This window comes from Flavobacterium sp. (assembly GCF_043779715.1).
GTDB lineage: Bacteria > Bacteroidota > Bacteroidia > Flavobacteriales > Flavobacteriaceae > Flavobacterium.
This window is the reverse complement of sequence record NZ_JAYWDT010000132.1, coordinates 1-7,717: the sequence shown is the minus strand read 5'-3', so window position 1 is coordinate 7,717 and position 7,717 is coordinate 1. Positions and strand designations below refer to the sequence as shown.

General features: G+C 31.5%; 7 protein-coding genes. All 7 read right to left on the bottom strand.

The features are described 5' to 3' along the window. Nucleotides 1-2,236 (bottom strand): efflux RND transporter permease subunit (locus tag ACH2BG_RS06665; RefSeq protein WP_395046930.1); only part of this gene is annotated, 2,236 nt, incomplete at its 3' end. A 99-nt stretch (nt 2,237-2,335) separates the two neighbouring features. Further along, nucleotides 2,336-2,707, bottom strand: a complete 372-nt coding sequence (locus tag ACH2BG_RS06660) for a four helix bundle protein (protein ID WP_395046929.1) — start codon at nt 2,705-2,707, stop codon at nt 2,336-2,338. 137 nt (nt 2,708-2,844) lie between these two features. Further along, on the bottom strand, nt 2,845-3,987 hold the full coding sequence (locus ACH2BG_RS06655; RefSeq protein ID WP_395046928.1) for an efflux RND transporter periplasmic adaptor subunit: 1,143 nt from the start codon (nt 3,985-3,987) through the stop codon (nt 2,845-2,847). A 17-nt stretch (nt 3,988-4,004) separates the two neighbouring features. Further along, the gene (locus ACH2BG_RS06650) at nt 4,005-5,348 is read right to left on the bottom strand and encodes a TolC family protein (protein ID WP_395046927.1); all 1,344 of its coding nucleotides are present in this window, start codon (nt 5,346-5,348) and stop codon (nt 4,005-4,007) included. A 10-nt stretch (nt 5,349-5,358) separates the two neighbouring features. After that, complete coding sequence (locus ACH2BG_RS06645; protein WP_395046926.1) at nt 5,359-5,952, bottom strand: TetR/AcrR family transcriptional regulator; 594 nt, start codon at nt 5,950-5,952, stop codon at nt 5,359-5,361. A gap of 83 nt (nt 5,953-6,035) precedes the next feature. Next, a complete protein-coding gene (locus ACH2BG_RS06640; RefSeq protein ID WP_395046925.1) occupies nt 6,036-6,569 on the bottom strand; it encodes a YceI family protein in 534 nt (177 codons plus the stop codon). A gap of 44 nt (nt 6,570-6,613) precedes the next feature. Further along, nucleotides 6,614-7,717 (bottom strand): MBL fold metallo-hydrolase (locus ACH2BG_RS06635; protein WP_395046924.1); only part of this gene is annotated, 1,104 nt, incomplete at its 5' end.

Here is a 7,717-nt window from a genome sequence, read left to right as displayed (position 1 = left end):
CTGGCGGTCCTGCAGCATCCTTTTCGACAGTTACAGTAGCTCCTGCAATGGCTTTTACTTTACCTCGAATTTCTTCAAGAATATCGGAAGTATTGATTCCTTTTCTAAATTTGAATTCCGAAAAATTGACTGTTACTTTACCTTTATACGGCGTTTCTGAAGCTGAACCAGCATCTACATTTGGATTTCCTGCACCAACACCAACCTGAGAAACGATAGATTCTGCCAAGTAATTTTTGTTGGTTGTAGGATCAACATATTTACTTAGAATCGAAATAACTTGTTTTTCGACAAATAAGGTTGCTTTATTGGTTTTCCCAATATCTGTTCCTTGCGGATATTCGATATAAGTAATAACCTGATTTGGAATATTATCTGGGAAAAACAATACTTTTCTTGGGAAAATTCCCAGCAATATAAATGAGAAAAACAACATTCCTATTATAGTTCCTAAAGCAATCCAAGCTCTTTTTCCTGTAAGGATTTTAGATAAAAAGCTTTTATACTTTTCTTCCATTCTTGGGAAAAAACTATGTTGAAAATCTTGTGTCCATTGGTATAATTTTATTTTGTATAACCACATTAATCCTAATGAGATTATGGCTAAATGCCCAATAGCTTTTGCTATTTTAGAATCGTAAATATTTCCTAATAGCACAAAAATAACAGCTACAATGGTAAATATTATAGAATAAGTTTTTGCCGATTTTTTAGATACATTTTTATCCTCAATATCCATAGAACCACCCGTCATCGCAGCATTTACAACCATTGCCACAAATAAAGAAGCTGATAAAGTTACGGTTAATGTAATTGGGAAATATTTCATAAATTTACCCATAGTTCCAGGCCATAACGCAAATGGTAAAAACGCCATTAATGTTGTTGCTGTTGATGAAATTACAGGCCAAGCGATTTCTCCAATTCCAATTTTAGAAGCATCAATACGGTTCATACCTTTTTTCATATTGGCAAATACATTATCGACGACGACAATTCCGTCATCGACCAGCATTCCTAATCCCATAACCAAACCGAAAAGAACCATCGTGTTTAGCGTTAATCCAAATGCCGAAAGTATGGTAAATGCCATTAGCATTGATAACGGAATTGCTGCTCCAACAAATAATGAATTTCGTAATCCCATCGTAAACATTAATACAATCATAACCAACACAATTCCGAAGATAATGTGGTTAGAAAGTTCGTCTACTTGGTGTTCTACACGAGAAGATTGGTCGTTAGAAAGGTCTAATTTCAAGTCCTTTGGTAAATAAGCTTCTTTTGCTTTTTCTAATTTTTCTTTCACTTGCTCGATGGCAGAAATCATGTTTTGGTTAGAACGTTTTTTTACGGTAAGCATCACAACTTCGGTTCCTTTTTCGCGAGCATAAGTTGTTTTTTCTTTTTCTTTAAAACTTACAACTGCAATATCTTTTAGGTAAACTGTTCCTCCGTAAGATTTTACGATTACGTTTTCTAGTTCTTTAGGATCTTTAATTTCCCCAACAATTCTGATGTTATTTCGTGAACCTTGAGAGATTAAATTTCCTCCAGAAAGTGTCATATTTTCGTATTTGACTGCATTCTGAATTTCATCAAAACTAACTTGTGCTGCTGTCATTTTGAAAATATCGACAGCAATTTCTACTTCTTTATCATCTACACCAAGAATATCAACTTTTTTTACTTCTGGAATTTCTTCGATATCATCTTGAAGTAATTCGCCGAATTTTTTTAGTTGTTGCGTGGTATAATTTCCTTGCAGATTAATGTTCAAAATAGGCACTTCTTCCGAAATATTCAATTCGAAAACATTAGGTTCTACTTTACTTCCATTGTCAAGATTTGGCCAATCGGTATCAGCTTTTATAACATCAACTTTGTCTTTAATTTTAGTTTTCGCTTCTTCTACCGAAACTTTATCGGCAAATTCGACAATAATCATTCCGTAATCTTGAAAAGAACTTGAGGTAATTTTCTCGACACCAGTAATGTTTTTAATTTCTTTTTCGAGTGGTTTTACTATTAGTTTCTCGACATCTTCGGCAGAGTTTCCAGGGAAAACTGATGAGATATAAATTTTGTTTTCAATAATTTCAGGGAAATCCTCGCGAGGCATTGTAACGTAGGCGATAATACCCGTTACAACGATAAGTAAAGTTAGGATATATACTGTAACGCGATTATCGACAGCCCAACTTGATATGCTAAATTCGTGGTTTTTGTGTTCCATATTTTTTTTGTTTAAAAAAAGTTTAGAAGGTTTAGAAAAGGGTTTAGGAGGTTTAGAAAAATGTTTAGGCGTTTAGTATTAAACTAAACATTAAACCTTCTAAGCTTCTAAACTTTTTAATTGTGCTTTATACAATGCATTAAGCATATATGTTACTTCTTCTATTTCCTTTCTTATTAATTTGTAATTTTCTTCGGTTATATACTCTAATTCTAATGATATTATGGTTTGATTTAATAGTTCTAACGCCGAACTATATGAAATTTCTGTAAATCTTGCTTTGTCTTTTGCAGAATGCCTTCCAGAGCCTTCTGCAATATTTGATGCTATTGAAACACTACATCTTCTCATCTGACTTGTCATTCCAAACAATTCTTCTTTAGGGAAATTTTTAGTCCATTTGTAAATTATAACTGCTAGCTGTTTCGATTTTTGCCAAACAATTAATTTTTCAAAAGAAAATGTTTTCATATTTGTAAAAGTTTAGAAATGTTTTAGTTTTTAGATGTTTTAGTTTTTAGACTTTGGAAAAGATTAACAAACTAGAAAATTTATTGATTTAATTATAAACTAAACTTTTAAACATTTCTAAACCTTTTAACCTTTATTTAAAAATTAAGTTTTGTACCTTCTTGAATTGTATTAATTCCTTCGGTAACGATTACATCGGTTGTTTTTACACCTGATAAAATTTCGGTAACATTTTCTGATGATTGGCCGGTTGTTACGACTACTTTTTTAGCCACAGCTGTTTTTCCGTTCACGTTATTAGCGATGTAAACAAATTTTGTTCCGTCACCATTAGATTGTATTGTGTTTGTTGGAACCACAATCGCATTTTTCTTAGTGTAATCGATAATTTGAAGTTTTGCAACTTGGTTAGGACGCAATAAATTTCCTGGATTAGGCACCGAAACTTCTATTCCGAAACTTCTATTGGCAGGATTAATATTGTTTCCTACTTGACGAACTCTTCCTTGGTATGTTTTTCCTAAACTTGTTAAAGAAACATTAACCAAAGAACCAACTTTTAATTTCCCGATATACGTTTCTGGAACTTCTGTCGAAACATACATATTAGATAAGTTGACAATTCGCATTAATCCTTGTGGGCTTGGAGCAACAACTTGTCCACGTTCTACAAAAACAGCATCGATAACTCCTGTAAATGGTGCTTTTATTAATGTTTTAGACAATTGAGCTTTCATTTGTAAAACCGATTTTTGTAATCCAATCATTTGCGTTTGTGCCTGCAAAAACTGAATTTCTGAACCAATTTTTTGATCCCAAAGATTTTTTTGACGCTCGAATGTTGTTTTTGCCAATGCGTATTGGTTTTCTATCGATGCTAATTGTTGGCTCATTCCGCCATCATCTGTTCTTCCTAAAACTTGTCCTTTTCCTACTCTTTGGCCAGCAATAACGTTTAGAGAAACTAATGTTCCAGGCATTTCTGGCTGTACCAAAATATTTTCTTTTGTGTTTACATTTCCTTGCACTTCAAGATAATGGTTGAAAACGGTGTCTTTTACTGTTAATACAGAAACCAATGCTTCTTGATCAGTTTTGACATCTAAAGTGGCTAGTGCCGCATCTATTTTAGAAATTTCTGCTTGTAATAAGTCTCTTTTTGCTTTAATATTGGCAACATTTTTTGTTTCGATTAGTGCATCGGTTGTTGCTGTATTTTCATTTCCTCCACATGAAATCAATAGGATTGATGCTGTAAAAATTAAGATTATCTTTTTCATTTTATATAATTGTTTGATTATTTTCTGTTTATTAATTTCTCTAAAGTTGCTTTTTTATTGATCACATCGACCATCGATTGAAGATAGGTTTGTTGCGCCGTGTACAATTGTCGTTGGGCTTCGCTAAGATTAAAACTGGTTGACAATCCTTCTTTAAACTTAACTTGCTGTTTGGTTTCGATTCTTTCGGCAAGCTTCAAATTGTTTTTATTTGTTGCAAACTCTTCGATGGTAAATTCGTAATCGCTTTTAGATTTTTCGAATTGAAGTTTTAAGGTTTGCTCTGTTTCTGTAAGTTTGGTTGTTGCTTGTTCTAATGCAATTTTTGCTTGTTGTTTTCTTGCACTACTTCCCAAACTGCTAAATATAGGCACATTTAAACTCACACCGAGATTGGCAAAATTATTCCATTTTTGGTCTTTCGAGAAAAAATTAAATTTATTTTCGAAAGCATTATAACCATAATTTAATGCTGCTCCTAAAGAAGGAAGTTCTTTGCTTTTCTCATACTTTAGCAATAATCTTTTGCTTTCTTGCAAATTTTCACCTATTTGATAATCTATATTATTGGTTGCTTTAAATTCTTCTTGAAGCAATAATAAATCGACATTTTTTTGTGTTAGTTCATCTAGTTTTTCTGTTAATATTAATTCGTTATCTAGATTAATTCCTAAAATAAGTTTCAACATATTTACAGCAATTGTTTTCTGACGCTTTACATTTGCCAAAGCACTGTTTACCGATGCTAATGTTATTTGCAGTTGTTCTACATTTTCTTCTTCTATCAAACCATTTTTAAAAATTTGTTTGGTATCCGACAGTGTTTTTTCGAGAACAACTTTGTTTTTTTCAAAAATCAAAATGCTTTCGTCTGCAAGAAGTACGTTTCCGTAGGAATTAATAACAATTTCTTTAATTTCTTGATTGGTTTTTAACTTGGCATTTTCGGATATTTTCAAATATACTTTTGCCGATTGTAGTCCTACTAAATAAGAACCATCAAAAAGTAATTGACTTAATGTTACTCCAGCATTTGCGCTATGTCTTGTTCCAAAAGCAATGGTAGAAACCGAACCTGGCTCACCACCAAAAGCACCACCACCAGTAACTCCTTGTTTTGTGTATTGTAAGTTGTTTAAGTAACTAACCGTTCCGTTTATTTGCGGCAAACCTATTGTAGTTGTTTCCCATTTTCTGTGTTTTGCAGCTTCTATATCTCTATTTGCATTTATTGCTGAATAGTTGTTTTGAGTTGCATGTTCTATTGCTTGTTGTAAAGTAAAAGAATAGCTTTCTTTTTTGTCTTGAGCTTGCAAAATTGATGCAAACAAGAACAAAGCTAATATCAGTTTGTTTTTCATAGATTGATGATTATATAAGGGTTGATAGTTGTTTTTCAAGTTCTGTAATTCCTTTTGGAGTTGCAATTGCTCTTGTGTGATATTCTAAAGCATATAACTCTAGCTTTAATGCTTCACTTTCTTTTTGTGTTGTTTCGTTTATTGAAAAAATTAGTGTGTAATAGAATTTGACATAAGTCTCGACATCAAGATTCTCTCTGTAAAGACCTTGTTCGATTCCTTTTATAATATTCTGAGTAAAAACCGTATTACAATCTTCTATTTCATTAGCCATCATTTTTTGATATATTTCAGGATAATGCTTTTTTAATTGAAATAGTGGCGAAGTATCTAATGATTGAAACATCTCTTTAAACATTTTACGGATTTCGAAATTCTCCTCTATTGCATTAAAATTTTTAGCAACAATTTCATCAATTATTTTATGAATATTCTGATGTATTATTTCTGTTCCTTCAGCGATTAAAACTTCTTTATTAGAAAAAAATTTATAAATCGTTTTTTTAGAAATACACATCTCGCAGGCAATGTCATCCATAGTTACGCTCTTGAAACCAAGTTTCAGGAACATATCTGTCGCGGTTTTAATGATTTTCTCTTTCATTTTATTTTAAATTTCTGGTGCAAATGTAAAAAGGAAACTTTAGATACCAAAATAGTTTCCAAAGTATTTACATAAATTTAACATTAATTAATTTTACTTAAAAATTCTAAATTGGCATTTATAGTTATCTCTTGTCCAATCATTATGCCGTTGGATTGACTAAATGAATTATAGTATAAGCCAAAATCTTTGCGGTTTATTTTTCCAATAACTTCAAATATTGCTTTTGAGATGCCGTTGTAAGTTTCTAAATCAATTAATACAGCATCAAGTTCTACAATTTTGGTAACATTATTTATGGTTAAATATCCTTTTATAAAATTGATATTAGCATTCACTTTCTCGAATGAAGTCGACTTAAAACTGATGATTGGATTTTGTGTTGTGTCAAACAAATCTTTCAATTGAAAGTTCGTTTCCATTTTTTCTAATTTTCCACTTTTTTGGTTTACATCAATTTCAAATTCTACTGATGCATCTTCCAATTCATCATTTTTAACATTAATAGAACCTTTAAACTTATTTATTGAACTTGCTAAATAAGCAATTATTGAATGTCTGGCTCTAAGTATAACATCTGATTGACGAGAATCTATGTCCCAATTTGCTGCTGTCATGATTAATTTTTTTAAGTTTTTAGTTAAATCACTTCTTGTAATAGTTAATTAGAAAATTCCCACCATTTTGGAAATACTTTTTTTTCGTTTAGCATTACTTTTTCTCCTATTAATGGCGTGATTAAATGAATATTTGTTGCTTCAGAAAGTTCTGTTATTTTTGACAAAGGCTCATTCCAATCATGATTAGCCAACACAAATTTTGATGAATGAACAGGAAATAATGCTTTTGTATTGAGATCAATTGCAGCTTGAATCACTTCGTTTGGTGTCATGTGAATGTATTTCCAACTTTTATCATATTGTCCGTTTTCTAGAAAAGCCAAATCAAATGGTCCAAATTGTTTTCCTATTTCGACAAAATGATTGTCATATCCGCTATCACCACCAATAAATAGGTTTGATGTTGGAGTTTTTAATACAAATGACACCCAAAGGGCTTTGTTTCTTATAAAACTTCTCCCTGAAAAATGCCTTGCTGGAACCGTACTCACTTCAAATCCATCATCAAGAGTAAAGGTTTCATTCCAATCTTTTTCAATAATTTTATTGGAATCAAAACCCCAATGTTCAAAATGAGCCCCAGTTCCTAACCCACAAACAATGTTTTTTATTTTGGACTTCAACTTCATGATGGTTTTATAATCAAGATGATCCCAATGATCGTGCGAGATAAACAGGTAGTCTATTTCAGGAAAATCATCTGTTGTATAATTAGATGTTCCTTCAAAAGCTTTATTTGTAAAAGAAAGCGGTGAAGCCGAACCGCTAAGAACAGGATCAACTAATACTTTCTTTCCATCAATTTGTATAAAATAAGACGAATGCCCAAACCAAACAACCACATTTTCTAATGGGTCTAGCTCTAGTAAATTGATTTTGGTAGATGGAATAATTTGATTTGGTTTTTTGAATTCATTTTTATTAAATAAAAACTCTTTCATAATAGAAAAAAAGGAAGCACCTTCTGTTAAATCTGGTGTATGACTAAGATTTTGAAATTTACCATTCTTATAATTAGGAGATTTTTTTATTAATTCTAATCTATTTCCACTTGGTGTTTTCCCAAATTGAGCCTGTTGAACAAATAGGTAAATTATCGCAATGAATACCAAAATTATAGTTAATGTAATTATCATTGTTTTATT

Coding starts and splice junctions, on each gene's coding strand:
- ACH2BG_RS06655 (WP_395046928.1), bottom strand. CDS start 3,987: ATGAAAAAGATAATCTTAATTTTTACAGCATCAATCCTATTGATTTCA.
- ACH2BG_RS06650 (WP_395046927.1), bottom strand. CDS start 5,348: ATGAAAAACAAACTGATATTAGCTTTGTTCTTGTTTGCATCAATTTTG.
- ACH2BG_RS06640 (WP_395046925.1), bottom strand. CDS start 6,569: ATGACAGCAGCAAATTGGGACATAGATTCTCGTCAATCAGATGTTATA.
- ACH2BG_RS06660 (WP_395046929.1), bottom strand. CDS start 2,707: ATGAAAACATTTTCTTTTGAAAAATTAATTGTTTGGCAAAAATCGAAA.
- ACH2BG_RS06645 (WP_395046926.1), bottom strand. CDS start 5,952: ATGAAAGAGAAAATCATTAAAACCGCGACAGATATGTTCCTGAAACTT.